Source organism: Microbacterium sp. SORGH_AS_1204, assembly GCF_030818935.1.
Classification (GTDB): Bacteria; Actinomycetota; Actinomycetes; order Actinomycetales; family Microbacteriaceae; genus Microbacterium.
Map to the genome: position 1 here is coordinate 2,625,305 of NZ_JAUTBD010000001.1, position 24,570 is coordinate 2,649,874.

At 70.8% G+C, this 24,570-nt stretch carries 19 protein-coding genes and 1 pseudogene; 6 read left to right on the forward strand and 14 right to left on the reverse strand.

Annotated elements, in window-relative coordinates:
• The first annotated feature begins 71 nt into the window (after positions 1-71).
• Together rfbB and QE410_RS12065 are read left to right on the forward strand one after the other, a co-directional pair.
• The gene (rfbB, locus tag QE410_RS12060; RefSeq protein WP_307332266.1) at positions 72-1,070 is read left to right on the forward strand and encodes a dTDP-glucose 4,6-dehydratase; all 999 of its coding nucleotides are present in this window, start codon (positions 72-74) and stop codon (positions 1,068-1,070) included.
• A gap of 2 nt (positions 1,071-1,072) precedes the next feature.
• Positions 1,073-2,491, forward strand: a complete 1,419-nt coding sequence (locus tag QE410_RS12065; RefSeq protein ID WP_307332269.1) for a sugar nucleotide-binding protein — start codon at positions 1,073-1,075, stop codon at positions 2,489-2,491.
• A 69-nt stretch (positions 2,492-2,560) separates the two neighbouring features.
• Here QE410_RS12065 and QE410_RS12070 read toward each other — a convergent pair whose 3' ends face one another.
• From QE410_RS12070 to QE410_RS12110, 9 genes and pseudogenes are all read right to left on the reverse strand, one after another.
• A complete protein-coding gene (locus QE410_RS12070; protein ID WP_307332272.1) occupies positions 2,561-4,981 on the reverse strand; it encodes a hypothetical protein in 2,421 nt (806 codons plus the stop codon).
• Complete coding sequence (locus QE410_RS12075) at positions 4,978-5,505, reverse strand: hypothetical protein (RefSeq protein WP_307332275.1); 528 nt, start codon at positions 5,503-5,505, stop codon at positions 4,978-4,980. Before QE410_RS12075 ends, QE410_RS12070 begins: the two co-directional genes overlap by 4 nt.
• 60 nt (positions 5,506-5,565) lie before the next feature.
• Complete coding sequence (locus QE410_RS12080; RefSeq protein WP_307332277.1) at positions 5,566-6,504, reverse strand: glycosyltransferase family 2 protein; 939 nt, start codon at positions 6,502-6,504, stop codon at positions 5,566-5,568.
• Between the two features lie 42 nt (positions 6,505-6,546).
• The gene (locus QE410_RS12085; RefSeq protein ID WP_307332280.1) at positions 6,547-7,650 is read right to left on the reverse strand and encodes a glycosyltransferase; all 1,104 of its coding nucleotides are present in this window, start codon (positions 7,648-7,650) and stop codon (positions 6,547-6,549) included.
• A complete protein-coding gene (locus QE410_RS12090; RefSeq protein ID WP_307332283.1) occupies positions 7,647-9,110 on the reverse strand; it encodes an LCP family protein in 1,464 nt (487 codons plus the stop codon). The genes QE410_RS12085 and QE410_RS12090 overlap by 4 nt, the downstream gene beginning before the upstream one ends.
• Positions 9,107-9,574, reverse strand: a complete 468-nt coding sequence (gene purE, locus QE410_RS12095) for a 5-(carboxyamino)imidazole ribonucleotide mutase (RefSeq protein ID WP_307334516.1) — start codon at positions 9,572-9,574, stop codon at positions 9,107-9,109. Before purE ends, QE410_RS12090 begins: the two co-directional genes overlap by 4 nt.
• A gap of 101 nt (positions 9,575-9,675) precedes the next feature.
• Positions 9,676-10,810: pseudogene (locus tag QE410_RS12100) on the reverse strand (5-(carboxyamino)imidazole ribonucleotide synthase).
• 128 nt (positions 10,811-10,938) lie between these two features.
• Positions 10,939-11,493, reverse strand: coding sequence for a PH domain-containing protein (locus QE410_RS12105; RefSeq protein WP_307332286.1), 555 nt, complete (start codon positions 11,491-11,493; stop codon positions 10,939-10,941).
• A gap of 58 nt (positions 11,494-11,551) precedes the next feature.
• Entirely contained in the window at positions 11,552-12,334 is a 783-nt protein-coding gene (locus tag QE410_RS12110) for a biotin--[acetyl-CoA-carboxylase] ligase (protein WP_307332288.1), read from the reverse strand.
• Between the two features lie 146 nt (positions 12,335-12,480).
• Here QE410_RS12110 and QE410_RS12115 point away from each other — a divergent pair, with 146 nt between their 5' ends.
• Together QE410_RS12115 and QE410_RS12120 are read left to right on the forward strand one after the other, a co-directional pair.
• Positions 12,481-14,070, forward strand: coding sequence for an acyl-CoA carboxylase subunit beta (locus tag QE410_RS12115; protein ID WP_058232074.1), 1,590 nt, complete (start codon positions 12,481-12,483; stop codon positions 14,068-14,070).
• Entirely contained in the window at positions 14,067-14,303 is a 237-nt protein-coding gene (locus QE410_RS12120) for an acyl-CoA carboxylase epsilon subunit (protein ID WP_307332293.1), read from the forward strand. The genes QE410_RS12115 and QE410_RS12120 overlap by 4 nt, the downstream gene beginning before the upstream one ends.
• 490 nt (positions 14,304-14,793) lie before the next feature.
• Here QE410_RS12120 and QE410_RS12125 read toward each other — a convergent pair whose 3' ends face one another.
• From QE410_RS12125 to QE410_RS12140, 4 genes are read right to left on the reverse strand one after another with little or no spacing between them, the layout of a single operon-like run.
• On the reverse strand, positions 14,794-15,828 hold the full coding sequence (locus QE410_RS12125; protein ID WP_307332295.1) for a hypothetical protein: 1,035 nt from the start codon (positions 15,826-15,828) through the stop codon (positions 14,794-14,796).
• Complete coding sequence (locus QE410_RS12130; protein ID WP_307332298.1) at positions 15,825-17,081, reverse strand: sensor histidine kinase; 1,257 nt, start codon at positions 17,079-17,081, stop codon at positions 15,825-15,827. Before QE410_RS12130 ends, QE410_RS12125 begins: the two co-directional genes overlap by 4 nt.
• The gene (locus QE410_RS12135) at positions 17,074-17,742 is read right to left on the reverse strand and encodes a response regulator transcription factor (RefSeq protein WP_307332301.1); all 669 of its coding nucleotides are present in this window, start codon (positions 17,740-17,742) and stop codon (positions 17,074-17,076) included. The genes QE410_RS12130 and QE410_RS12135 overlap by 8 nt, the downstream gene beginning before the upstream one ends.
• Before the next feature lie 58 nt (positions 17,743-17,800).
• Positions 17,801-19,060 (reverse strand): class I SAM-dependent RNA methyltransferase, encoded by a 1,260-nt coding sequence (locus tag QE410_RS12140; RefSeq protein ID WP_307332304.1) that lies wholly within the window; start codon positions 19,058-19,060, stop codon positions 17,801-17,803.
• A 189-nt stretch (positions 19,061-19,249) separates the two neighbouring features.
• Between QE410_RS12140 and QE410_RS12145 the strand changes: the two genes are divergently transcribed.
• Both QE410_RS12145 and QE410_RS12150 read left to right on the forward strand, forming a co-directional pair.
• A complete protein-coding gene (locus tag QE410_RS12145) occupies positions 19,250-19,897 on the forward strand; it encodes a nucleoside triphosphate pyrophosphatase (RefSeq protein WP_307332307.1) in 648 nt (215 codons plus the stop codon).
• Positions 19,898-19,974: 77 nt separating this feature from the next.
• Positions 19,975-21,741, forward strand: coding sequence for a biotin carboxylase N-terminal domain-containing protein (locus QE410_RS12150; RefSeq protein ID WP_307332310.1), 1,767 nt, complete (start codon positions 19,975-19,977; stop codon positions 21,739-21,741).
• A gap of 1,297 nt (positions 21,742-23,038) precedes the next feature.
• Here QE410_RS12150 and QE410_RS12155 read toward each other — a convergent pair.
• Complete coding sequence (locus QE410_RS12155) at positions 23,039-24,499, reverse strand: NAD(P)H-quinone dehydrogenase (protein WP_307332312.1); 1,461 nt, start codon at positions 24,497-24,499, stop codon at positions 23,039-23,041.
• Between the last annotated feature and the right edge of the window lie 71 nt (positions 24,500-24,570).

Here is a 24,570-nt window from a genome sequence, read left to right on the forward strand (position 1 = left end):
TTCCCTATCGCCCACCGGGGACCAATCCGGCGTCGCGGTGGGCGAGTTCGCTCCCCGGTAGCCTTAGCCGCATGAGTCGTCTTCTCGTGACCGGTGGCGCCGGTTTCATCGGTTCCAACTTCGTGCACCACGTCGTCGCGCACACCGACCACACCGTCACCGTGCTCGACAAACTCACCTATGCAGGCAATCGCGCGTCCCTTGAAGGGCTCCCCTCGGATCGGGTGCGCCTGGTCGTCGGTGACATCGCCGACGCCGATGTCGTGTACCCGCTCGTCGCCGAGGCGGATGCCGTCGTGCATTACGCCGCCGAGTCGCACAACGACAACTCGCTGCACGACCCGCGCCCCTTCCTCGACACGAACATCATCGGCACGTACACGCTGCTGGAGGCGGCGCGTCGTCACGACGTGCGCTTCCACCACATCTCCACGGACGAGGTCTACGGCGACCTCGAACTCGACGACCCGGCGCGATTCACCGAGAACACGCCATACAACCCGTCATCGCCCTACTCGTCGACCAAGGCCGGTTCCGACCTGCTCGTGCGCGCCTGGGTGCGGTCGTTCGGGGTGCGCGCCACGATCAGCAACTGCTCGAACAACTACGGCCCGTACCAGCACGTCGAGAAATTCATCCCCCGCCAGATCACCAATGTGCTTCGCGGAATTCGCCCGAAGCTGTATGGCACCGGAGAGAACGTGCGCGACTGGATCCACGCCGACGATCATTCGTCGGCGGTGCTGACCATTCTCGACCGGGGCGAGATCGGCGAGACCTATCTGATCGGGGCCGACGGCGAGAAGGACAACAAGAGCGTCGTGGAGTTGATCCTGCGGATCACCGGGCAGCCCGTGAACGCTTACGACTTGGTCACCGACCGCCCGGGGCACGACCTGCGTTACGCGATCGACTCGACGAAGCTGCGCACCGAGCTCGGCTGGGAGCCGACGTACGGCGATTTCGAGTCGGGTCTGGCGGCCACGATCGAGTGGTACCGCGACAACGAAGCGTGGTGGGCACCCGCCAAGGATGGCGTCGAAGCCTTCTACGCCAGCAAAGGCCAGTGACGATGTCGATCTCTTTCGGCAAGGCGCTGTCCGTTCGCGAGACCCCCATCCCCGGTCTGCTCGTGGTGGACCTCCCCGTCCACGGCGACGCACGCGGGTGGTTTAAGGAGAACTGGCAGCGCGAGAAGATGACCGCCGGCGCCGTCGGGGTTCCCGATTTCGGTCCGGTCCAGAACAACATCTCGTTCAACGATGCCGTGGGCACGACCCGCGGCATCCATGCCGAGCCCTGGGACAAGTACGTCTCGGTCGCCACCGGCCGCATCTTCGGAGCGTGGGTCGACCTGCGCGAGGGCGAGTCGTTCGGCACCGTCTTCACCGCTGAACTCGATCCGTCCACCGCGATCTTCGTTCCGCGCGGCGTCGGCAACTCGTACCAGACGCTCGAGCCCGACACGGCGTACGCCTACCTGGTGAACGACCATTGGTCGCCGGAGGCGACCTACACGTTCCTCAACCTCGCGGACGAGACCGCCGCGATCGAGTGGCCGATTCCCCTGGCCGAGGTGGAGATCAGCGAGAAGGACAAGAACCATCCTCGCCTGGCCGACGTCGTCCCGATGCCTCCGCGGAAGATCCTCGTCACGGGAGCGAACGGTCAGCTCGGTCGAGCGTTGCGCGAAGAGTTCGGCGACCACCCGTGGATCGAGTACGCCAGCCGCGCCGACCTCGACCTGACCTCGCCCGAGCTGCATTCCGCCCGCCGTTGGCGCGATTACGGAGCGATCATCAACGCCGCGGCATACACGAAGGTCGACCTCGCAGAGACTCCGGAGGGACGCGTCGAGGCCTGGGCGGCGAACGTCAGCGCCGTGTCAGGACTCGCGCACGTCGCCATCGCGAACGGCATCACCCTGGTCCACGTCTCGAGCGACTACGTCTTCGACGGCACCTCGGATCTCCCCTACACCGAGAACTCGGCGCTGTCGCCCCTCGGCGTGTACGGGCAGACGAAGGCTGCAGGAGAGGCGATCGCGGCGACCGTGCCGGAACACTACATCGTCCGTACGAGCTGGGTCATCGGCGATGGTTCCAACTTCATCCGCACGATGGCCTCTCTCGCCGAGCGGGGGGTCGATCCCCGGGTCGTCGACGATCAGACCGGGAGGCTCACTTTCGCCGATGACATCGCCCGGGCGATCCGCCACCTCCTGGTGGCGCGCGCCCCATTCGGCGTTTACAACGTCACCGGTTCGGGTGAGTCCCTGACATGGTATGAGGTCGCCCGGGAGGTCTTCCGCTTGACCGGGCACGACCCGGAACGGGTTGGCGCGGTATCCACAGAGGCGTATTTCCGCGATTCCGCTGTTCCCGTCTCGCCCCGGCCGCGCAACAGCGTGCTCGAGCTGGAACGCGCGCATGCGGCAGGGGTTTCCACTCGATCCAGCCTCGACGGGCTCCGCCGCTACCTCGGGGCGTGACGGCCCCCAGCGCGATCGACCCCACCACCCGGGGGAGGGCGACCGGATCACCGGCCGCCCTCCCTCGGGTCAAGGGACGTTGGACGTCCGGCAACCCAACAGGAGGTTCGGACCGACGCCGTTGTCATTGATCGCGTAGACGCAGACGTTGTGCGATCCGCGGCTTGCCGGGACGGACGCGGAGAAGCCATGCCGGTCGCCGAGTCCGAACGCCGCACCGATGTCGCTGCGCGGCACGTCGGCCAGAACCGCTCGTCCGATGCCGTCGACGTACACGTGCACTGCGATCGGATCCCTCGTGTCGAGATCGAGAGCCCAACCGCCGACGATCACCGCACCGGCGGAAGTACCGACCGACTCGAGGTTCCCCGTGGGAGGCCGCGAGTGATCGGGGATCGTGACGGACCGGCATCCGATCAGCGAATTCCCTCCGTCGCCGTTGTTGATCGCGTAGACGCAGACGTTCGACTGCCCCGGCGGGGCGGGGATGCGCTCGGAATAGCCGTGCTTCGCCCCCTGCAGGGGGTAGACCTCGCCCACGTCGGGGCGTGACTTGTCAGCAAGATAGGCAGCGCCCGCGTTTCCCACATAGATGTGGACGGGGATGGACGCGGTCGTGTCCAGGTCGAGTGCCCACCCGCTCACGCTGACCGAGGTACCCGATACCGAGATGTCGTCGATCGTGCCGATGGGCGCACGGGAGAGGTCGGGAACGGGGACCGTGACGGACCGGCATCCCAGCGTCGCGTCGCCGCCTGAGCCGTTGTTCACGGCGTACAGGCATACCTGGTAGGTGCCCCCCATGAGCGTGAGCCGGGCATCGAACCCGTGATTGGACCCATAGCTGGGGTACGCCGCGCCGACATCTGCCCGAGGAAGATCGGCGGTCGTCGTCGATGTCTTTCCGCCGGCGACCATCCGCACCTGGATGGGCAGCGCCGTGTCGGGGTCGATCGCCCACCCGCTGGCCGAGACGACCGCCCCGTTGACCGCCACGGCGTCGAGCGCACCGAAGGGCACTCGCCCCTGATCGACCGGGGCGGGGACCACGACTGTTCGGCAGCCGAGCTGAACGTTGCCACCCAGGGCGACGTTGATCGCGTATGCGCAGACCGTTCGCGACCCGGCCGAGGCGGGCAAGACGGCACCGAAGCCGTGGTTCGCACCGTACGCGGGGTGGGCCGATGCCACATCCGCACGTGCACTGTCGGCTGTGAGCGCCGTACCGACACCGTCCACATAAACGTGAACCGCGATCGGCGAAGTGGTGTCCGGGTCGATCGCCCAGCCGCCGACGGAGACCGCCCCGGCCCGCGCATCGACGCCCTCGAGATTGCCGAAGGGAGATCCGGCCATCGCGGTCACACTCGAACACTTCAGCTGCTGGTCACGCCCGGCACCGACGTTGACACCGACGACGCAGACGTTGTTGCTGCCCTCTCGCACCGCGGGGACGGTGGCGGCGAAGGCATGGTTGCCACCCAGGGCGGGGTAGGCGGCGGCGACATCGGCACGGTACCCGTCCGCCGTCACCGTCGTCACAACGTCTTCGACGCGGATCTGAAGCTGAATGGGGTTGGACGTGTCGGGATCGGCCGCCCACCCCTCGACACGGAAACCTCCCGGGACGGCGCGGACAGTGTCCACCGCGCCGAACGGCCCCGAGGGATTGCTCTCCACACGCGTCGAGCCGAACCAGTCCGTGAAGGTGCGCCAGAAGTTGCGGTTGCCGTAGGCCGAGCAGCCGTCGCCGGTGCCGTAGAGGTTGTTCAAAGCCGCTTGGTTCGGGACGTACGGCGTGTAGATGTACAGCCCGGCGGTGGCCTGATTCTCGATGTAGACGCGTTGGGTGCCGCAGTTGCCGTTGGGGTTGTAGAGGATGTTGTTGTATCGGCCGGCCTGGTAGCCCCACGAGGTGGGGGAAAGCCGGTAGATCTCGAACTGCCGCGCGGCGTAGTACACCTGGTAGAAGAAGCCCGAGGTCGAGGCGTCGCAGGGGGCGGTGTCCGGGCACCCCTGCCCGGTCGCGGCGGAGTAGTTCCACGCCGACGGCGCCGTCGAGGTGATGAGTCCCTGCTCCTTCTGCAGCAGCACGAGGAAGCTCTTCTGGCTGATCCCGCAGGAGCGGGCCACGCGGTCGATGATCGTCGACGCGCTCTCGTTCGCGCGTCCCGTGTAGCCGTCGCAATACCGGTCGGCGGGGCGGTTGTCGGTGTTCTGGCGGTAGTCCTTGATGCAGGTGTACCCCGACTGGCAGGTGCGCACCTGCTTCTCCATGAACGCCTGGACCTCCGACGCGCCCATCGCGTTGCTGTCGTAGAAGACCGCATCGTCGATGATGTTGCCCGCGTTCCAGTCCGCGGCGTTCGCCGCCGACGCCGACGGCGCCGGTGAGACGGTGGCGGGAAGGGCGACGAGCACCGCGAGGGCGCACGCCCAGATGGCGACGAACGCCGCCGCGCGCCGACCCACGGTCGCCGCGCGGGTCACGCGGCGGGCTCGACCGTCGTGAGCGACGATTCGGCCTTCGTCGTCGCGGACGCGTACGACACGGTGAAAGCGAGGTCCTGCGTCGGTCCCGTGACCTCGATCGACATCACTCCGCAGTATGTGACGTCTTTGCCCTCGCTCGCTTGTGTCGTCACGCTCGCACCGGATGACGGCACCGTCAGCGTGCAGGTTCCCCCTGATTCCGCGACTGCCGGCACCATCGCCGTGACCTCGAGACGACCGTCTCGCACCTCCGACGTCACGATGAGGATCTGACCGTTGAAGGGCTCGTCGGTCACCGTCGTCCGCGAGGGGCTCGACGTGGGCGAGGGCGTGGCGCTCGCCGAAGGTGTCGACGACGCGGGCGGCGGCGTCGATGTCTCTGAGGTCGGGCTCGGGGATGCGGGACCACCCGGGGTCGCGCACGCGGAGAGGCCCAACAGCCCGACGACGGCGGCCGTGGCGAGCACGAGACGCGGGCGCCGGGAGGGCCGAGGGACGACGGCGTCGATGAGGTGCTTCACGGGATCATTATGAACGGGTGGCGTCGGCGTAGTCGCTGCCACGCCGCAGGCGGGCCGCCGTCACCCGCGACCGAGGCGCCGTCGCAGTCGCCGGAGTCGAGACCAGACGGGCTGATGCGCGTCCAGTTCGTGGCGCAGATCGTCTCGGATACGGGCATGCAAGGTGCGCTCCAACGCCTCGAACCGGGCGTCGATGTGCGCGATGGTCTCCGCGTGGAGCGACGCCATGTACAGCGGCAGGCCCGCGCCCTCGCGGCGAACCCACTCCACGAGCGCCCGGTCGCGCACGCGCGCGTCGTCGACCGCGTGCTCCGCGGTCAGAGCGAACATGCTGTTGGCGTCAAGGCCGGTGGCATCCGGTCTCTGCGCCCAGAACGCGAGCGCCTCGCCGGGGAGGAAGGCGATGTCGCCGCGGCGAAGGATGCGCAGATAGAGGTCCCAGTCCTCCACCGCGTCGAGAGTCTCGTCGTACCACCCGATGTCGTCGTGGAGGGAGCGACGGTAGAGCACGGAGATGGGCACCGCGCGGTTCACACTCAGCATCTCCGTCAGCGAGATGCGCTGCATGCCGGCCCAGAACGGAGCCCGCCCGACCTCGGTCCACGAACCCTCGCGCTGCTCTTCGTAGACGATCTCGGTGGGCACGGCCACCGCCGAGTCGGCGGGGTGGGTGTCGAGCCACGCGACGGTGCGCGCGAGGAACTCAGGATGCCAGCGGTCGTCGTCGTCGTGCAGCACGACGTACTCCGTGCCCGCGTCGCGGACGCCGAGGTTGGCCGCGACGCAACGGCCCCCGGCGCCCGGAGCGATGTGGTGCACCGCCACCGCGTCGAGACCGGAGGCGACGACCACCCCGTCGACCTCGGCGGCGTCTCCCCCGTCGTTGACGACGACGACGCGGAAGTGGCGGAACGACTGCGCAGCGATGTCGGCCAGCGCGCGCCGCAGGAACTCCGGCCGCTGCCGGGTGCGGACGACGATCCCGACGCGTTCAGTCATGGTGTCGAGCTTAGGGCCGTGATGTGCGCCCGCCCGCGAGCGTCACAGCTCGGCGTGCAGCGCCCACACGCGGTCTGCGGCGGCGTTCCAGGCGAAGCCCTTCGCGCGGTCGCCGGCGAGCACGCGCAGGCGCTCGGCGTCCTCCCCCAGCGCACGCGCCAGCGCGTCGCCGAGATCCTCGGCGGGAGCGAAGGCGGCGGCGTCGGCCAGCACCTCGCGATGCACCGCCGTGTCGACAGCGACGATCGGTACGCCTACGGCGAGGGCGTCGACCGCGCGCCACGGCCAGTCGGATCGGCCGCAGGCGGCGACGAAAGCGGCCGCGTGCGAGAGCACGGCCGCCCGGTCCCATCGGTCGAGCGCGCCGCGGCTGTGCACGCGGTTCTCGGCGACGCCGGCTGCAGCGGCGAGGTCGGCCACGGCCGGCTCCTCACCCTCGGGCACGTCGAGGACGACGACGTCGCCCTCCCACGTCGAGGCGGCGACGGCGGCGAAGGCGGCGGCCAGCCCGTCGGAGGGCGCCGCGCCGCCGGCGAGCGCGAGGAACGACGACGGCAGTTCGAGCGCGCGGAGGCGACCCACGGCATCCGAGGGCACGCGCATGCCGGCCGCCGGCGCGCCGCCGATGACGCGCACCTTCTTCGAGAGCTTGCTCTTGGCGACCTCGGCGAGACGCTCGGCCATCGCGTGCGTGGGCACGATGACGGCGTCGGCGTGCTTGGTCACGCGCGCGAGCAGCGCGCGGCACGCGAGGATCTCGGCCTTGGGCAGCTCCTCGGGCGTCTCCCAGGCGCGCAGCTCCCACAGGGTCACCACGATCTGGTGCGTGTCGTTGACGCGGTCGTGCCGCACGAGCGGAGCGAGCGCGGTCGGCGAGTGGATGAGTCCCTTGCCGATGCCGGGGGCGACGCCCAGCTGCCAGGATGCCGCGAGCTCGCGCCGGCGCACGGCTAGGCGCGTCTCGGAGCTGAGCCCTGCGACTGCGGCGCTGTCGGGGATTCCCGGAGCGGGCACGATGGCCGACACGTCGCAGCCGCGCGGAGCGGTCGCGATGAGGGCCTCGGTGAGCGATGCCGACGCCTCGGCGAGATCGGGTGACGTCGGGGCCACCAACTGGTCGAGGACGACACGCAGGGAGACGGTCATGATGCCGGTGCCTGCGTTTCGGAGGCCGGGTGCAGCGCGTCACGCACCATCTGCTGCACCTGGGCGTAGTCGGGGTCGAATTCGTCGACCCCGCCCGCGGGTGTGAGTTCGAGGGTGTTGACGGGCTGGTCCTTGGCCTTGAGCGCCAGATCGACGAGGGTCGGCGCGATGAGGCTCTGCGGCAGGTCGGTCTGAATAGTGTTCGTGGTGGACTCGGCGACCTGCTGGAACCGCGCGAGGACGACCTGCGGGGTGAACTGCGCGAGGACGGCCTCCTGCAGTTCCCTCTGGCGGCGCATGCGGTCGAAGTCGCTGGTGGTGTACCGGGAGCGGGCGTACCACTGGGCGGTGTCGCCGTCCATGTGCTGCGCGCCGGGCTCGATCCATCCGAAGGCCCAGTCGTCGACGGGCTGGCCGTCGTAGGCGGGTCCGCCCTTGGGCAGGCGCTCCTGCACGGTGATGTCGACACCGCCGAGCGCGTCGATCACGTCGGCGAAACCCTTCATGTCGATGAGCACGTAGTACGGGATCTGGATGCCGAGGATGCCCTCCGCGGCATCCTTCGTCGCCTCGATGCCGGGTTCGGAGTTGTTCGCGCCGGCGTCGGGATAGATCTCGGCGCCGTTCTGACAGACCTCGACCTCGGTGCGCAGCTGGTTGATGCCGCTCCCCCACCCGCAGGTGGGATCGGCGTGGCCTTGATGGCCGTCCGGGTACCTGTCCTGCATGGGGCCGGCGGCGAAGGGGAAGTGCGGCATGTCGCGCGGAATACCGGTGATCGTCGTCGCGCCGGTATCGGCGTTGACGGAAATCACCGAGATGCTGTCGAAACGCATCGAGTCGCGGCCCTCTCCGGAGTCGCCGCCGAGCAGGAGGATGTTGTAGTAGCCGTCGGACGGCGGCACGACCGGGCCGGTCTGAGCGAACAGCGACGAGAGCGCATCGCGCGTGCTCCCCGCGATCCCGGCTGCCCACGCCGCGCCAGAACCCGAGACGACGAGCAGGACCACGGCCACGACCGCCATCGCGATCCGTGCCAGGGGGCCGACCCGCACGAGCCGCACGAGGCGGAGGGTGTCGACGGTCAGTACGATCCACAGCCCGACGTAGGCGAACAACGCGATCTGCACCAGCGTCAGCGGCACGGGCCGGAGCGCCGAGAGGAAGTCGGGGAAGAACGACCCGGTCAGCAGCGTGAACAGCCCCGTCGGCCAGAGCAACCCCGCCAGCGCGCCGAGCGCGAGGAGGGTCCACATCACCAGCGTCGCGCCCAGGCCGATCCGCCCGAGACGACGGCCGCCGGCGAGCACCTGAGCGGAGCCGGGAATGAGGAAGTTGAGCACGACCAGCCACCAGCCGCGCCGTGTCATGACTTCCGTGGAGCCGGCGTCGGGGTTGCGCAGCGGACGGGGTTCGATCGCCGGGACTCGCACACCCGGCCGCGCCGCGGCGAGCGTCACAGGAAGTCCTTGAGGCGCCGGTTCTTCTCCTCGACCTGCGCCTCCAGGTCGCGCGCGTAGGTCTCCACCCTGTCGGCGAGCACCGCATCGGCGCTGCCGAGGATGCGCGCGGCGAGGAGCCCGGCGTTCTTCGCCCCGTTGATCGACACGGTCGCCACGGGGATGCCGGCGGGCATCTGAACGATGCTGAGCAGCGAATCCATCCCGTCGAGCGTGGCCAGCTGCACCGGGACGCCGATGACGGGCAGGGCGGTGACGGATGCCAGCATGCCCGGCAGGTGTGCGGCACCGCCGGCGCCGGCGATGATCGCGCGCAGACCGCGGCCGCGCGCCTCCCGGCCGTATCGCACGAGCTTGTCGGGCGTGCGGTGGGCCGAGACCACTTCGACCTCGTGCGGGATGCCGAACTCGGTCAGCGCCTCGCTGGCGGCGTTCATCACGCGCCAGTCGGAGTCGGAGCCCATGACGACGCCGACCACGGGCGTCTCGGAGGAATGCAGCGGCCGGGTCACCGGTCCAGGCTAGGGGCGCTCGCTGGAAGATCGCGGAACGGCACGCGACATGCTCAGTCGAAGAACGACGCAGCTCCCCGCGCCTCGTAGACGATCTCGTCGAGATCGTCGCCGACGACGTTGACGTGCCCGACCTTGCGGCCGGGGCGCGGCGCCTTGCCGTACGTGTGGATCTTGGCGGCCGGGTACTCTTCCATCGCCGCGGCGAAGCGGTCTTCGAGGCCGCCTTCGGCGGGGCCGCCCAGCACGTTGATCATCACCGACCAGGGCGCGATGACATCCGTCGACCCGAGGGGCAGATCGAGCACGGCGCGCACGTGCTGCTCGAACTGGCTCGTGACGGCACCGTCCTGCGTCCAGTGGCCGCTGTTGTGGGGCCGCATGGCGAGTTCGTTGATGAGGATGCGCTCATCGGCGGTCTCGAACAGCTCCACCGCGAGCATGCCGGTGACCCCCAGACCCTCGGCCACCGCCACGCCGATCTCGGCCGCCACGCGCTGAACCCGGTCGTCGGCACGCGGAGCGGGCGCGATCACCTCGGCACACACCCCACCGCGCTGCACGGTCTCGACGACCGGGTAGGCGCGCACCTCGCCCGATGGACGCCGCGCCACCTGCTGCGCGAGCTCGCGCCTGAAGTCGACCAGCTCCTCGGCCAGGAGCGCACCCCCGTTGCCGTCCTCGGCGAGGGCGGCGAACCAGTCGTCGGCTTCAGACGCCGCCGAGACGACACGCACGCCCTTGCCGTCGTATCCCCCGCGGGGGGTCTTGACCACGGCACGGCCGCCGTGGGCGTCGAGGAACGCCTGCAGCTGGGCCGTGTCGGCGACGGCGGCCCAGTCGGGCTGCGGCAGGCCGAGCTCGGCCATGCGCGCGCGCATGACGAGCTTGTCCTGCGCGACGCCGAGGGGCGCGGGACCGGGGTGCACCGCGACACCGGCGTCGACCAGGGCGGCGAGGACGTCTTGCGGCACATGCTCGTGATCGAAGGTGATGACGTCGACGTCGCGCGCGAACGCCAGCACGGTGTCGGCGTCGCGGTAATCCGCCGACGGCGGTCGCGGCGAGCGCCGCCGACATGCCCTCGTCCTCCGCGAGCACCCGGATCTCGACACCCAGCTCGACCGCGGGCGCGATCATCATCCGCGCCAGCTGTCCGCCACCGACCACTCCGACTCGCAGCGCCATGCCGCTCCTTCCGTCGGCATCCATTCTGTCGGGGCGCCCGCGAGGATGCGAGCCGGGTCGGGCGGGTGCGGAGGCCCCGGAGGCTTCGACAAGCTCAGCCACCTCGGTCGAGGGGACGTGAGCCCGGGTCAGAGGCCGACGGAGCCCGAACCGAAGGTCTGAGAATCGCGGTGGGCGAGGATCTGATTGACCTCGACCTGGTCGACGAGCGTCTCGTGCACCAGCACGGCGTTCGGGATGTTCTTCAGCCGCAGCGCCGGCTCCACCCCGTTCGAGAGGGTGAGGGTGCCCGCCCCCCACATGCGCTGCAGGATGCCGCGACGCAACTGGATCGCGTAGCCGCGCACGTGCGAGATCTCGCGACGGTTGGCGCCGAACGGTCCGGACCGTTCGATCACCCGCCGGGTGGTGATCGTCCAGGTGCGCGACAGCCAGACGAGGAAGGGGAGCACGACGAGCAGCAGCACGAGCACGCCGGCGGCCGTCAGCAGCATCCAGTTCTCGTACGGTGCCGGCAGGTTGTCGTAGAAGTACGCCGTCGCCCCGGCCACGCCGATCAGCACCAGCGCCGACCATCCCAGCCGCCGCGCGTGCGAGCGCAGCCGCGCGATGCGAAGCTCGGGCGCCGCCGCTCCCGGCGCCGGCATGCGCGGGCGTCCGAGGGGGGTGGAGGGCTGGCTCATGCCTCCCATTGTGCGATGCGACGGCGGCGCCCCACCGGTGCCACGCGGGAGGGGGACGTCAGCGCACGTGCACGACGTCGCCGGCCGACACGACCGTCTCGATGGTGCCGGCCTCCACGACGAGGCGGCCGTCGGTGTCGAGGCGCGCGGCCGTGCCGTGCAGGGTCGACCCGTCGGGCAACGACACGGTGACCTCCCGGCCGACGGTGGCGCAGAGCTTCTCGATCTCTCGGTGCACCCGATCGATGTCGTCGTGCGCCAGCCGGGCGAGGGTCTTGTCGAGGTCGTCGAGGAAGTCTGCCAGCAGGCGATCGTCGTCGCACTCGGCCCCGATCGCCGCGAACGACGTCGCGGTGGTCACAGGGAGGTCGGCGCGGCTCATACGCGTGTTCACGCCCGCCCCGACGACCACGGTGTCGGCGGAGCCGGGCACGACCTCGGCCAGGATGCCGCAGATCTTGCCGCCGTCGACGAGCACGTCGTTGGGCCACTTCAGCTCGGCGGTCGCCCCGTGGCCGGTGAGCTGGTGCCCCACGGCCCGCGTCATCGCGGCACCGGCGGCGAGCGGGATCCAGCCACGCTGGGCGGGCGGGATCATCGTGGCGTCCACGACGACCGAGACGGCGAGCGCCGTACCGGCGGGAGCCGTCCAGGATCGGTCGAGGCGTCCGCGCCCCGCGCGCTGGTCGTCGGTGATGAGCACAGAGAGGTGCGGCCACCCGGCGGGATCGGCCGTGACCGCGGCGACGACGTCGGCGTTGGTGGAGTCGGTGGTCTCGACCACCTGGACGCGGGGACTGTGGGCGGCGGTGCGCGGGTATCCGGCGGCGGGGATCGGCATGCCCACACCCTAGGGAATGCGCGAAGTGATGGCATCCGGTTGCGGGGACGACGGATGCCGCCGCCTGGAGGATGCCACAGCCGCTCGGCCGTTCACTTGTGCGCACCCTCCAACGCCCGCGCCGGTGCGGTCGCTAGGGTGGGAGGGTGACCGACCAGCCCGATCTCTACACGACCGCCGGCAAGATCGCGGACCTGCGCAACAGGTTCCAAGAGGCGGTCGTCGACGCCGAAGCCGCCGCGCGCACCAAGCAGCACGCGAAGGGCAAGCTCACCGCCCGCGAGCGCCTCGAGATGCTGGTCGACCCGGGCTCGTTCGTCGAACTCGACGAGTACGTCCGCCACCGCACCACGGCCTTCGGCATGGACAAGTCCCGCCCCTACGGCGACTCGGTCGTGACGGGGACCGGCACCATCCACGGGCGCAACGTCGCCGTCTACGCGCAGGACTTCTCGACCTTCGGCGGCTCGCTCGGCGAGGTCGCCGGCGACAAGATCATCAAGGTCATGGAGCTGGCCCTCCGCAGCGGCATCCCGATCATCGGCATCCTCGACTCCGGCGGAGCCCGCATCCAGGAGGGCGTCGTCGCCCTCGGCAAGTACGGCGAGATCTTCCGCCTGAACACCGCGGCATCCGGTGTCATCCCCCAGATCTCGATCATCATGGGCCCCGCCGCCGGTGGCGCGGTCTACTCCCCCGCCCTCACCGACTTCGTCATCATGGTCGACAAGACCAGCCAGATGTTCGTCACCGGCCCCGACGTGATCAAGACCGTCACCGGTGAAGACGTCGGCATGGAAGAACTCGGCGGCGCGCACACGCACAACACCCGCTCGGGCGTGGCGCACTACCTCGCCGACGACGAGGACGACGCGATCGACTACGCGCGCGGCCTCATCAGCTACCTCCCCGACAACAACCTCGCCGAGATCCCCGTCTACGACACCCCGTTCGAGTTCGAGACGACGGATGCCGACCGCTCGCTGAACACGGTCATCCCCGACTCTCCGAACCAGCCGTACGACATCCACACCGTGATCGACGGAATCGTGGATGCCGCCGAGTTCCTCGAGGTGCAGCCGCTGTTCGCGCCGAACATCGTCATCGGTTTCGGACGCATCGAGGGTCGCACGGTCGGCATCATCGCCAACCAGCCCTCGCAGATGGCCGGAACGCTCAACATCGACGCGGGTGAGAAGGCCAGCCGCTTCGTGCGCTTCTGCGACGCGTTCTCGGTGCCGATCGTGACCCTCGTCGACGTCCCCGGCTACCTCCCCGGCACCGACCAGGAGTGGACGGGCGTCATCCGCCGCGGCGCGAAGCTGCTCTACGCCTACGCCGAGGCGACCGTGCCGCTGGTCACCGTGATCCTGCGCAAGGCCTACGGAGGCGCCTACATCGTCATGGGCTCCAAGCAGCTCGGCGCCGACATCAACCTCGCCTGGCCCACGGCCGAGATCGCCGTCATGGGGGGTCAGGGCGCCGTCAACATCCTCTACCGCGGCGAGATCAAGCGCGCCGAGGAGGCCGGCGAAGACGTCGCCGCCGTGCGGACGCGCCTCGCCAACGAGTACACCTACAACGTGGCATCCCCGTTCCTGGCCGCCGAACGCGGCGAGCTCGACGGGATCATCGAGCCCGCCCAGACGCGCGTGTCGATCGCCAAGGCCCTGCGGGCACTGCGCAACAAGCGCGCGAGCCTGCCCGCCAAGAAGCACGGGAACATCCCGCTGTGACCGGCGCCGACGACGCCCGGGAGCTTCCGCCGGTCGTGGTGGAGGTGGTGCGCGGCGCGCCCACCGAGGAGGAGCTGGCGGCGGCGATCGTCGTCGTCAGCGAGGAGTATGCGCGCGAAGTCGCCGGCGCGACCGTCGCCGACGAGCCGGTTCGCTCGCGGTGGGAGCTCGACGCCCGCGGTCTGCGTGCGCCCCTCGACCGCGCCGCGGGCTGGCGCGGCTTCACGGGCTGAAACTGTCCCCCGAAATACCTACAGACGGCGGTACGCGCTTCTCGGATACTGGAGGAGCTGGAACGCATCATGCGTTCGGCCGGGCCGCTCCCTCCGAGCCGGTTCCGGCCTTGCGGACGGTTTTCGGGTAACCGTTCGCCAGGGGTGAGGGGCTGGCGTATCGCCGCCTCTCACCCCTCATGACTTTCCGGGCCTGGGCCGGGCACGGCGAGTGTCGGTCGCGGGCGATGCGTCGGTGGGTGCGGCGTTTCTCGCGGGGCGGCGACGTGTCAGCGCGGGGCGGCGCGGTCGGCGCGGGGCGGCCGTTCACGGCGAGCGCCCGGCGCGGGCGGCGCGGGGCGGCGCGTCAGCGTGAGGCGGCCGTTCACGGCGAGCGCCCGGCGCGTCGGCGCGGGGCGACACGTCAGCGGGGCGGCGCGTCAGCGCGGGCGGCGCGTCAGCGCGAGGCGGCACGTCAGCGCGAGGCGGCACGTCAGCGCGAGGCGGCACGTCAGTACGGGCGGCGGATCTCGCGGAACAGGTCGACGTGGTCGTCGTCGCCCGTGGCATCCTCGCCGCGTGAACGCCCCACGACGGTGACGGCGATCTCGTCGTCGGGAGAGGTGCGGATGATCACGCGATCCGACACCGAGGCGCGCACGATCGCTGCCAGCTCCCGACGTACCGTGGCGAGCTCCTCGGCGCCGAGACCATCGAGACCACCCTCGTCGAAGAGGCTGATGGCGACCCCCCGACAGCGGGCGGCGTCGATCTCGCTTCGCACGTCGTCGTCGAGCAGACGATTGCCGCGCAATTCGTCGCGCAGACGGGCCTCCGCGCGTCGCGCCGCTTCTTTGTCGGAGGGACGCAGGTTGCCCCCGTTCTCGATGGTGCGCGACAGGATCGGACCGGCCGTCTGCAGCGCACGCTGCACGTGCAGACGGCGCTCGCGCTGACGCCCGCTCTGCGACGCCTGCCAGGCCGACGCCGCCTGCTGCAGTTCCGAGAGCCGCTCGGCATCGCGTGCCGCCCGGTCGAGCGCGAAGACCACCAGCTGGGCCGCGGCCACCCAGACGATGGAGCCCACCAGGCCGAGACTCAGCGCCTGCACGGGTCCGAGCCACAGCGACGTCGCCACGGCGAGCAGAGCGATGCCCGTCCACGCGGCCACCGGGCGTCGGCGGGTCATCACGACGATCATCAGCGCGCCGATGGCGCCGATCACCCACGTCACGAACGGCTGCGCGCGTCCCTCCTCGGTGACGGCGAGGAACGTGATGTTCGACACGACGACGGTCGTGGCCAACGCGAGCACCACCTGCCATCCCGGTGCCCGCGGTGGCGGGGTGCCCGGAACCTCTTTCGGCCGGTCGCGCACGCCGATGGCGAAGATCCACAGCCACGTCACCGGCAGGTAGATGACCAGCGCGAGCACGAGCAGCCAGCCGCGCTCGACCGTCTCGGGCGAGGTCCAGATGAGACCGCGCGCCGCCAGATACGCCGTGAGGGCGACGCCCAGGCACGACAGGATGGCGCGGACGGTCACCAGCGGTCACCGCTCTCCCACTCGAGGGTCACGGTGGTGCCGCCCGAATGGGACTCGATCTCACTGTGCCCGCCGACGGCGGCGAGACGGGCGTGGATCGACCCGCGGATGCCGAGACGGTCGGGCGCGATCGTGGCGACATCGAAGCCGGGGCCGCTGTCGCGCACGCGCACAGCCACCCCACCCGGGGAGACGGACCCGGTCAGCTGCACCGCGAGCCCCTGCGCGTCGGCGTGCTGGACGGCGTTGGCGACGGCCTGCAGCGCGGCCAGCACGAGGGCCCGGGCCACACGACCGGGCACGCGCGGCGTGCCGTCTTCGAGCTGTCGGCTGACGCGCACCTGCACGCCCATCTCCTCGGCGGCAGACTCGATCTCGTCGGCCAACCGTGCGGCCGGGACCGGTTCGTCACTGCCCTCCAACGGATCTTTCTCGGCGTTGGCCAGGCGGGTGAGCGCTTCGCGCGCCATGCTGACGGCGAGGGTGCGCTCGCGCGGCGTCGAGGCACGCTCGGCAGCCAGAAGGGCGCCCAGCACGCTGTCATGCATCAGGGCCGCCACCGCGACCCGCTCGTTCTCGGTCGCCGCCGTCGCCGCCGCCGAGGCGTAGCTGGCCACGGCGGCCGCGCGCGCCTGATCGACGTTGGACGCGATGGACCGGTACATCCAGCCGAGGGTGAGCAGGACGCTGCCGAGGATGAGGGCGAACGACACGTCGAGCGCGATCGTCACGACGGAATCACCCTCGAGCCGGACCTGCATGAGGCGGATGACGCCGTAGAGGATGGGCGTCGCCACCGTCCAGACGATCTGCAACGCGAGCGGGAAGGCGACGACGCCGGCGACGGTCGCCACGTTCACGAGGTAGAAGATCCACGGATCTTCGGCGGACGTCGCCGCCGGCCCCGCCGAGGTCGCCACGGGCCACACCCACAGCGTCACCACGAACACGACCGCGAAGATCCCCGCGAACACGCGGGTGAACCGGCCGATGAGACACGCGACGATCATCGCGGCGAGCGGCACGAAGACCGTCACCATGAGGGGGACGTGCCACCCCACCGCGTCGGCGGGCGAGCCGAGAGCCGCGGCGAACGCCTGCGCGCCCAGCACGAGCGACCCGCAACCGGCGATGAGATGGATGACGCGTTCGATCCGCGTCTGGGTGAAGGAGCCCTGATCGGCCTGGGTCTCGCGCGATTGCGGGATGCGCCCCCATGCTTCGTCGAGCACCGACCTCCCGGTCTCAGTCATGTCGCGCGGCGCCGTCGGGAGCGTCCTGCAGAATGCCGTCTTCCATGGCGCGGCGCAGCAGGTCGACCTTCGTGGGCGCCGGGCGCCCCACCTCGACGTACTTCACGCGCACCCGGGTGATGTTCTCTTTGGCGGTCGAATACGCGACGCCGAGCCGCTCGGCCACGGCCTTCAACGGCAGACCCGCCGCGTACAGTCGCAGCACCTCGCGTTCACGGGTCGACAGCTGGGCGCTCGCGAACTCGCGATCGCCCTCGACCGCGCTTGCCCACTCGACGTTGTCGAGCAGCTCGCCGCGCGCGACCGTGCCGATGGCGCCCAGCACCTCGTGGGTCGGCGACGACTTGCTGACGATGCCCGCCGCCCCCGCGGCGAGCGCTTCGCGCACCGCCGCCGGTCGGTCGGCGACGCTGTGGATGATGACGCTCGAGCCGTCACGCACCACCCGGTCGACGTTCTCGGACACGGTCGTGCCGTCGCCGAGCGTCAGGTCGAGCACGACCACGTCTGCGGGGGATGCCACCGCCGCCTGCCGCCACGTGAGATAGGCCGCGACGTTGGCCCCGGAGAAGACGACCTCGGTCGACTCGGTACGGGCGAGCGCCGCCTCCAACCCGAGCCGGACGGACTCGTGATCATCGATGAGCGCGACGCGGGTCATCACTACATCGTATCCGCGCCGCGCGCCAAGGTGCGGGAGATTCCCGCACCTGTGGACATCAGCGCCGCAGGACCGCGACGGCTTCCACGTGGTGGGAATTCGGGAAGAGATCGACGCCGCGGATGCCGTCGTGCGCGCGGTAGCCGAGCTCGGCGAACGTCGCGAGATCGCGGGCCAGGGCGACCGGGTCGCAGGCGACGTACACGACAGCGGACGGCGAGAGCGCCGCAATCCCGGTCACGACCTCGGCTCCCGCGCCGGCACGGGGCGGGTCGAGCAGGACGACGCCGCGGGCGAGACGCTCCCGCTCGCGTGCGGACGCGTCGGCACCCACCCGGGAGACGAAGCGGTCGACGCGTGCGGTCTCGGCGCGCGCCCCCACCCATTCCGCCAGGTTCTCACCGGCGTGCTCGGTGGCGCGCGGGTCGGACTCCACGCTCACCACCCGCGTCCCGCTTCCGCCCAGTTCGCCGAGCGTCGCCGCGAACAAGCCGACGCCCCCGTAGAGGTCGAGGTGGGTCGCTTCGGGGTCGAGCGCGCCGACGGATGCCGTGAGCTCGGCCGAGACGAGGGAGGTCAGCGTGCGCGCCGCGAGACGGTGCACCTGCCAGAAACCGCCGGCGTCGACGCGGAAGACGCGGTCGCCGACGCGTTCCTCCACCACTTCGGGGGTTCCGTGCGATCGCGCGCCCTCGGGGCGCGGCAACACGCGCACGTGCCCGTCAGCGGGCTGCACGAGATCGACGCGACCCGGCTGCGCACCCGAGCGCACCTCCGCCGCAGCGCGGGAGACAGCGTCGGTCGCAAGCGGCAGATCCGGGGTTTCGACGACGCGGTGCGACCGCGCAGCGTAGGCGCCGACCCGCCCCTCGCCGTCGACGTGCAGGCTCACGCGGGTGCGCCACCCGGTGCCGTCGGCGGTCTCGGCGTCGCCGGGCTCCCCCGCAGGACGCACGTCGACGGGCAGCTCGAGCCGACCCACCCGCTCGACCGCCTCGCGGATCACGCGCTCCTTCAGCGATCGCTGGTGCGCGAGCTCGATGTGCCCGAACTCCGCACCGCCCACCCGCTCGGCGGGATCGACCTCGATGGCCGCCGCACTCCAGACGTGCGGGCGCCGCTCGGGCGCGGCTTCGAGCACCTCGACCGCGTCGGCGCGCCAGAACGCCTTCTTGCGCGTGTCGGTCAGCCGGGCGCGGATGCGCTCGCCGGGCAGGGTGTCGGGCACGAAGACCACGCGGCCCTCGTGCCGCCCGACGAACACACCGCCATGGGCGATGCCGGTGATGTCGAGTTCGATGAGGTCGCCGTCGTGCATCCTCCGAGCCTGACACATGAGGCCGGGATCGCGCCGGGGGCGGACGCTTCGGTTGACTCGGCCGCCTCGCGAGCCACGACCCTGAGCCCGTCGGCGGGTCCGGGCCCTCATCGATGTCTCGGGGACGTCAGCGGGCTCAGCCCACCTCGCGTCGCCGGGCGGCGAGCCGCAGATGGGTAGCGTTGTCGCATGCGCGTGTGCTTGGCATCCACTTCTCCGGCCCGTCTCATGCTGCTGCGCCAAGCGGGCATCGAACCCGAGGCGCGGGCGCCGCAGGTCGACGAGGAGGCCGTGATCGCCGAGGTCGAAGCGGCCGAGGGGCAACGGCTGCCGGCAGCGGAGCACGTGCTGCTGCTCGCGCGTCGCAAGGCCGAAGACGTGGCGCGACGCCTGCATGCCGAGCAGCCGGACTTCGACGGGTTCGTCATCGGCGGCGACTCGATGTTCGCGCTGGGCGAGGAGATCCTCGGCAAGCCGTACACACCGGAGGCGGCCACGGCCCGGTGGCGCGACATGCGCGGGCGCACCGGCATCCTGCACTCGGGACACAGCGTGTTCCGCCTCGCGCCCGGCACGGAGCCGCGCGAGGCCCACGCAGTGGCCGAGGCGTCGGTGACCTTCGCCGCCGACGTCGACGAGCACGAGATCGCCGACTACGTCGCGAGCGGCGAGCCGCTGCTGGTGGCGGGGGCCTTCACGGTGGACAGCCTCGGCGGCGCCTTCATCGAGCGGGTGGAGGGCGACCCCTCCACGGTCGTCGGCATGTCGCTGTCGACCGTGCGCCGACTCGTTCGCGAGCTCGGGGGATCGTGGACCGCCCTCTGGAATCGTCCGTAGACTTCCGCACACGTTTTCCGACGTTTCTTGTGGAGGGGCGTCAAAAAGCGGGCAGGTGCCCTCGCTAGGCTGGGACGATGCCGAAGATCGCCAAGGTCCTTGTCGCCAACCGCGGCGAGATCGCCGTCCGTGTCATCCGCGCCGCCCGTGATTCGGGCAAGGCGTCCGTCGCCGTCTACGCCGATCAGGACCGCGACGCCCTGCACACGCGCCTCGCCGACGAGGCGTACGCGCTCGATGGCGCGACCAGCGCGGAGACCTACCTGTCGATCGAGAAGATCCTGTCGGTGGCCCGCCGCTCCGGCGCCGACGCGGTGCACCCCGGCTACGGCTTCCTCGCCGAGAACGCCGACTTCGCCCGCGCGGTGACCGCCGCGGGCCTCGTGTGGATCGGCCCCTCCCCCGAGGCGATCGAAGCGCTGGGCGACAAGGTCACCGCCCGTCACGTCGCCGAGAAGGTCGGCGCCCCCCTCGCTCCCGGCACCCCCGGCCCCGTCTCGGGCGCCGACGAGGTCATCGCCTTCGCCAACGAGGTGGGCCTTCCCATCGCCATCAAAGCGGCCTACGGCGGCGGCGGGCGCGGCCTCAAGGTCGCGCGCGAACTCGACGAGGTCGCCGAGATGTTCGAGTCGGCCACGCGCGAAGCCGTCGCCGCGTTCGGACGCGGCGAGTGCTTCGTCGAGAAGTACCTCGACAAGCCGCGTCACGTCGAGACGCAGTGCCTGGCGGATGCCGCGGGCAACGTCGTCGTCGTGTCCACGCGCGACTGCTCGCTGCAGCGTCGTCACCAGAAGCTCGTAGAAGAGGCCCCGGCCCCCTTCCTCAGCGACGAGCAGAATGCCGTGCTGTACTCGGCATCCAAGGCCATCCTGAAGGAGGTCGGCTACGTCGGTGCGGGCACGTGCGAGTTCCTCATCGGCGCCGACGGCACCATCTCGTTCCTCGAGGTCAACACGCGCCTGCAGGTGGAGCACCCCGTCTCCGAAGAGGTCACCGGCCTCGACCTGGTGCGCGAGCAGTTCCGTCTCGCGGAGGGCGAAGAGCTCGGGTACGACGACCCGGCACCGACCGGCCACTCGATCGAGTTCCGCATCAACGGCGAGGACCCGGGCCGAGGCTTCCTGCCGCAGCCCGGACCCATCCACGTGTTCAAGACGTTCGGCGGTCCCGGCATCCGCCTCGACTCCGGCGTCACCGCGGGCGACAGCGTCTCGGGCGCGTTCGACTCGCTGCTGGCCAAGATCATCGTCACCGGCCGCGACCGCGCCGAGGCGCTGGAGCGCTCGCGCCGCGCGCTCGACGAGTTCGAAGTCGCCGGCATGCCCACCGTGCTGCCGTTCCACCGCAAGGTCGTTCGCGACCCCGCCTTCACGGCCGACGACGGCGAGTTCGGCGTGTACACGCGCTGGATCGAGACCGAGTTCGTGAACGACATCCCCGCGTGGGACGGCGAGCTCGAAGCGCCCGCCGCCGCCCCCGGCCGCCACACCGTGGTCGTCGAGGTCGCCGGCAAGCGCCTCGAGGTGAGCCTGCCCGACCGCATCACCGCCGCGGCTCCCCAGGCGGGTCGTCCGGCCGCCGCTCCGCCGACGCGCCGCTCGCACGGGGCCTCGCCCACCGCAGGCGCCACCGGCGACGCCGTCAAATCGCCCATGCAGGCGACCATCGTCAAGGTCGCTGTCGAAGAGGGCCAGCAGGTCGTCAAGGGCGACCTCGTCGTCGTGCTCGAGGCGATGAAGATGGAGCAGCCCATCCAAGCGCACAAAGACGGTACGGTCGCGGGCATCGACGCCAACCCGGGTACCACGGTCTCGGCGGGACACCAGCTGCTGCTGATCAACTGACGCGTCCCGCACGGATCACGGCGCCGCATCCCCTCGGGGGTGCGGCGCCGTCGTTCGCGGTGGGGGCACGGCACGGGTGCGGTGGGGCGGCGGGTGCGCGGCGGGGCGCGGCGCGGGGGGTGCGGCGGGGCGCGGGGGGTGCGGTGGGGCGCGGGGGGGCGGTGGGTGCGGCGGGTGCGGCGGGGCGCGGCGGGGTGAGGCGCGGCGGCAGCGAGAAACGGCATCCGCTGGCACAAACGCCACGACGACGCGTTTCTCCCCGCGAAACGCGTTTCTCGGCGACCCGAGCAGGGGCACAGCCGCGCGGCGCGACCGAATCGTGCGTCGCGTCGCTGCGGCGGTCAGACAGCAGGAGAAACGGCATCCGCACAAACGCACGCCACGACGGCGCGTTTCTCCCCGCGAAACGCGTTTCTCGGGGGGGGGGGGGCATACCGGCTTGAACCGCACAGCGCGCGACAGAGGGGTGCGGGCTGCGCAATTCAACACCCCCGCCCGCGCGCCGATCGAACGGCAGCGAGAAACGGCATCCGCTGGCGCAAACGCCACGACGACGCGTTTTTCCCTGCGAAACGCGTTTCTTACGGGCCCACCGGCTAAAACCGCACAGCGCGACAGCGGGGGGGTGCGGGCTGCGCAATTCAACACCCCCGCCCGCGCGCCGGTCGAACGGCAGCGAGAAACGGCGTCCGCTGGCACAAACGCCGCGACGACGCGTTTCTCCCCGCAGAACGCGTTTCTCACGGGGCACACTGGCTAACCGCACAGCGCGCGACAGAGGGGTGCGGGCTGCGCAATCCGACATCCCCACCCGCGCGCCGGTCGAACGGCAGCGACAAACGGCATCCGCTGGCACAAACGCCACGACGACGCGTTTCTCTCCGCGAAACGCGTTTCTCGCTGGCCCCGGCGTCGCTCACCGGCCCCCACCGACCCCCGGCGTCGCTCACCGGCCCCCGGCGTCGCTCACCAGCCCGCGGCGTCGCTCACCAGCCCGCGGCGTCGCTCACCGGCCCCGCGCCACTCGCCGGCCCTCGCGACAGCACGACCGCGCGGCGCGACGACGCCGTGCGTCGAGGTGCTCCGGCACGGCGGTCTGGCGGCAGCGAGAAACGGCATCCGCGCGGGCAAATGCCTCGGCGGCGCGTTTGTCCGCGCAGATGGCGTTTCTCGGCGGGAGGGCCGGTCGACACCGCTATCGCGCGGTAGAGATCCCGCGCGGGCGACGAGCGGGGCGAATGCCGCGGAGAGCAACGAGCCGGACGGACAGCGCGAGACCGACCCGCAGGAGGGACGCTCAGTCCTCGCCGGGGTCGTCGCGGTCGACGATGTGCATCGCGCGGGCGGCGTCGGTGATGCTCGACGTGAGCGACGGGTACACCGCGAACACCCGCGCGACCTGGTCGACCGTGAGACGACGCTCCACGGCGATCGCGATCGGGTAGATGAGCTCCGACGCCTTGGGGCCGACGATCACGCCGCCCATCACGGTGCCGCTGCCCTTGCGGGCGATGAGCTTGACGAAGCCGTCGGTGATGCCCTGCATCTTCGCGCGCGGGTTCGCCGACAGCGGGAGTTTGCGCACGACGCCGGCGATGCGGCCCTCGGTGACGTCCTGCTCGCTGAAACCGACCGTCGCGATCTCGGGCGCGGTGAAGATGTTCGCCGTGATGCGGCGCGTCTCGAGCGGGATGACGATGTCGCCGAGCGCATGGAAGATCGCCTGACGCCCCTGCATGGATGCCACCGAGGCCAGGGGGAAGAAGTTCGTGCAATCGCCGGCGGCGTAGATGTTGGGCACCGAGGTGCGCGCGACACGGTTGACGCGGATGTGACCGGATGCCGTCATCTGCACACCCGCCTGCTCGAGGCCGAGACCGGCGGTGTTGGGGATCGACCCCACGGCCATGAGGCAATGGCTGCCCTCGATGGTCTGGCCGTCGGCGAGGGTGACCACGACACCGTCGCCGGTGTTGACGACGGACTCGGCGCGCGCCTTCGCCAGCAGGGTCATGCCGCCGCGCTGGAAGACGCGTTCCAGCACCGCGGCGGCATCCTGATCCTCACCGGGGAGCACCTGGTCACGGCTCGAGACGAGAGTGACCTTCGCGCCGAGGTTCATGTAGGCCGAGGCGAACTCGGCGCCGGTGACGCCGGAGCCGACGACGATGAGGTGCGAGGGCACCGACTTCATGTTGTAGAGCTGCGTCCACGTGAGGATGCGCTCGCCGTCGGGCTTGGCGGAGGCCAGTTCGCGGGGCGAGGCGCCGACCGAGACGACGAGCGTCTCGGCCTCGACGCGGTCGAAATCGGTCCCGCCGGCCTCGGTCGACACCACGACCGCGCCGGAACCGTCGAGACGGCCGTGCCCGGAGATGATGCGCACCCCCGCCTCGAGCAGCGACGAACGCATGTCGTCGGACTGCTGCCGCGCGAGCGAGAGCAGGCGCTGGTTGACGGCGGCGAGGTTGATCGCCACCTCGGGGGTCAGCGGCTTGCCACGGTCGTCTTTGGCGAACAGTTGCACGCCCAGGCTGCTGGCGTTTCGGATCGCGACGGCGGCATCGGCCGTGGCGATCAGGGTCTTGGAGGGCACGACGTCGGTGATGACGGCGGAGCCGCCGACACCCGCACGCTCGACGAGGGTGACGTCGGCACCGAGCTGCGCCGCGGAGAGGGCCGCTTCGTACCCACCGGGGCCGCCGCCGACGATCGCGACGGACTGCTTGCGCTCGAAGCTCTGCACCATGGCATCCATTCTGTCAGCGCTGCGGACCTCGACGTCCCGCCCGCCTCGCCGGTACGACACGCGCACCGGCCGGGCGCTGC

Excerpts from the sequence above, each read along its gene's own strand:
- QE410_RS12155 (WP_307332312.1), bottom strand. The coding sequence starts at position 24,499 with ATGGATGCCATGGTGCAGAGCTTCGAGCGCAAGCAGTCCGTCGCGATC.
- QE410_RS12110 (WP_307332288.1), bottom strand. The coding sequence starts at position 12,334 with ATGCCGATCCCCGCCGCCGGATACCCGCGCACCGCCGCCCACAGTCCC.
- QE410_RS12135 (WP_307332301.1), bottom strand. The coding sequence starts at position 17,742 with ATGACCCGCGTCGCGCTCATCGATGATCACGAGTCCGTCCGGCTCGGG.
- QE410_RS12065 (WP_307332269.1), top strand. The coding sequence starts at position 1,073 with ATGTCGATCTCTTTCGGCAAGGCGCTGTCCGTTCGCGAGACCCCCATC.
- purE (WP_307334516.1), bottom strand. The coding sequence starts at position 9,574 with ATGGGCTCCGACTCCGACTGGCGCGTGATGAACGCCGCCAGCGAGGCG.
- QE410_RS12145 (WP_307332307.1), top strand. The coding sequence starts at position 19,250 with ATGCGCGTGTGCTTGGCATCCACTTCTCCGGCCCGTCTCATGCTGCTG.
- QE410_RS12140 (WP_307332304.1), bottom strand. The coding sequence starts at position 19,060 with ATGCACGACGGCGACCTCATCGAACTCGACATCACCGGCATCGCCCAT.
- QE410_RS12085 (WP_307332280.1), bottom strand. The coding sequence starts at position 7,650 with ATGACCGTCTCCCTGCGTGTCGTCCTCGACCAGTTGGTGGCCCCGACG.
- rfbB (WP_307332266.1), top strand. The coding sequence starts at position 72 with ATGAGTCGTCTTCTCGTGACCGGTGGCGCCGGTTTCATCGGTTCCAAC.
- QE410_RS12150 (WP_307332310.1), top strand. The coding sequence starts at position 19,975 with ATGCCGAAGATCGCCAAGGTCCTTGTCGCCAACCGCGGCGAGATCGCC.
- QE410_RS12080 (WP_307332277.1), bottom strand. The coding sequence starts at position 6,504 with ATGACTGAACGCGTCGGGATCGTCGTCCGCACCCGGCAGCGGCCGGAG.
- QE410_RS12130 (WP_307332298.1), bottom strand. The coding sequence starts at position 17,081 with ATGACTGAGACCGGGAGGTCGGTGCTCGACGAAGCATGGGGGCGCATC.
- QE410_RS12105 (WP_307332286.1), bottom strand. The coding sequence starts at position 11,493 with ATGAGCCAGCCCTCCACCCCCCTCGGACGCCCGCGCATGCCGGCGCCG.